The sequence below is a fragment of the Pedobacter sp. genome, assembly GCF_035317785.1.
Classification (GTDB): domain Bacteria; phylum Bacteroidota; class Bacteroidia; order Sphingobacteriales; family Sphingobacteriaceae; genus Pedobacter.
This window is the reverse complement of the sequence record NZ_DATHGC010000082.1, coordinates 1-2365: the sequence shown is the minus strand read 5'-3', so window position 1 is coordinate 2365 and position 2365 is coordinate 1. Positions and strand designations below refer to the sequence as shown.

Annotated in this window: 3 protein-coding genes; all 3 read right to left on the bottom strand. The window is 46.8% G+C overall.

Going from position 1 to position 2365, the window contains the following annotated elements:
* The coding region (locus VK541_RS04990) for a glycosyl hydrolase family 95 catalytic domain-containing protein (RefSeq protein ID WP_324367526.1) at positions 1-219 on the bottom strand (219 nt) is incomplete at its 3' end.
* A gap of 38 nt (positions 220-257) precedes the next feature.
* Positions 258-578 carry a glycoside hydrolase N-terminal domain-containing protein gene (locus tag VK541_RS04985; RefSeq protein WP_324367528.1) on the bottom strand — a complete coding sequence of 107 codons (321 nt, stop codon included), beginning with the start codon at positions 576-578 and terminating at the stop codon, positions 258-260.
* A 247-nt stretch (positions 579-825) separates the two neighbouring features.
* Positions 826-2365 (bottom strand): zinc-dependent metalloprotease (locus VK541_RS04980; RefSeq protein ID WP_324367524.1); only part of this gene is annotated, 1540 nt, incomplete at its 5' end.

The window sequence follows — 2365 nt, the reverse complement described above, 5'->3', positions numbered from 1 at the left end:
TGTGTGATCCAGGGACATCCCGTTGGTGACACCGTCATGCACCGCAGTATGGCCAAACGTATCAGTCAGGTGGTGTACCGTCCAGCCGCGAGCGCCATACATCTGCCTGGCCGTCGGTCTTCCCGGAACTTCCAGTGCCTGCATAAAATGAATCAAAGGGTAACGGCCATATTGGAATAAGATAGTTTCCAGTCCGGGATCAAAGGTATTATTCTTCACTAATTGCAAACGTTCATCGGTTGGCAAAACTGGACTAGCTATATGCGCCGCCTTATTGCGGCATATGTTTTTCCGTTCAGCGCAGTCAGGATGTTTTTACTGATCACATCCGGATCCTTTGTCGCATCTATGTCCATATTATCTGCATTGTAATCGTTAGCGGCAGTTAATAGAATCGTGATGGCCTGCGCTCCTTCTACTTTAAGTTTCCCCTGCTGATCAACCAACTTCCTCCCTTCATTGACCACCTGCAGCATTGTTTCAAACTTCATTCCTTTGTTATCTATCTGTCCACTTAAGACCAGTAGGTTACCGCTGGTTTTAGCTACAGCATCCTTTTCCCTACTTGGACCGCATATCTTGCCTTTTTGCGGCTGCTCTTATGGCCTTTAATGATTTGGTTACTGCAAATAAAAGGCTTATTATTAATAATAGATTAATTGGGGATTAATCAGTCCGCTATCCGCGATAAATCCTAATTTAAATCGAGTTTTAGGTATTGGAATGTCCGGCTATGACTATTACTATTCTCTTCATCTGGATAGATCTAATTGCCAGTGAATATAATACAATAAAGCGCCTTTTCCATGAAAAAGGCGCTTTAGGTTATTTTGCGGCATTGTGCTTTGCTTCAGACAGAGGCTTGTAGAGTACCTCATACAAGCGATCATACAAATCCTGCAGGTGATTTTTGCTGGCTGTGTCTTTCATAAGTCCGGCTGCCGCTTTAAGCGACGAACTCAATTTTTTTGCGTGCTGTTTCACCACGGAGGTGGCATCCAGATCGGCACCAAGGCCTGCCCGGTATAAGGAAATCAGGTTAATTACGTAGGCCCTTTGAATATTGCGCCTGTTTAAGGCAATCGGTTTGCTTGCAGGCAGCTCAGAAAAAATACCTTGTTTCAGATCTTCCAGGATTTCGGCGGTGCTGTAAGCCTGGTTGCCGGAAAACAATTCCATTGACCTGAATTGCTGCACCTGCTTCAGGTCCAGCAAGCCTTTGATCATGTCCTTTTGGATGGCTTCTACACCAGCAAAATCTGTAGCCGTCAGGCTATACATTTTCTTATCCATCAGCCAGTAAGGTGTATTGAACAATTCTTTCTGAAGAAAAGCCATGGCCCTTTTTTGTTTTTCCTTAGGTACAGCCGTATAAACAGCCCCGGATTGTTCTTGTGTTTTTGGATCGGTCATCAAACCGCCGATATTCATCGCGACATGGAACATGTAACGCTTATACTGGGCCACAATTTCCTGGTACATCTCCCCTGCTTTCACATAGCTTTCACCTGGATTGAGCGTCCAGTTCAATACATTAGGCAAAATCCTTTTCAGGTTTTTGATGCCGTAGCTGCTGGCCAGCATATTGTCGTCTCCAAGATCTTCGTTCTGGTTTCTGGGATCAAGCATAGAGGTCGGTACATCGCCCACACGCTCTATGCCCCACCGGTATTCCGGGCCTGTTTTGATCTTGTCAACGATCATCTGGTTCAGGATCCTGCTCTCCTCTTCAGCAGAAGTGTTTTCAGGCAGCAAGCGGTATCCCCATTCAATTGCCCACTTATCGTAATCGCCTATCCTCGGAAAAATACCTTTTTCGGTAATGTGGTCTTCAGGCTGGGCTACGTAATTGAAACGTGCATAATCCATAATGGAAGGGGTATGCCCATGGGCCTCTACCCATGCTTTATCCCTCAGTTTCTCTACAGGAGTCGTGGCCGATGCGCCCCAGTCGTGCCGCAGTCCAAGTGTATGACCGATTTCGTGGGAAGAAACGAAACGGATCAGCTGCCCCATGAGTTCATCGTCAAGCTGAGGTTTTCTGGCTCTCGGGTCAATAGCCCCTGCCTGGATCATGTACCATTTGTACAAGATCTCCATCACGCTGTGGTACCAGCCCACATGCGACTCCAGTGTCTCCCCGCTTCGCGGGTCCTGTATGGTATTGCCCGTTGCATTGCCGATACTGGACGCTTTGTACACAATGACGTTGTGGCGGGCATCGTCGATGCTCCAGGTCGAATCGTTTAATGGTGCTTCTTTACCGATGATCGCATTTTTAAAACCTGCCTTTTCAAAAGCCGACCGCCAGTCATTGATCCCCTGGATCAGATAAGGGATCCATTTTTTAGGCGTTGTAGGATCG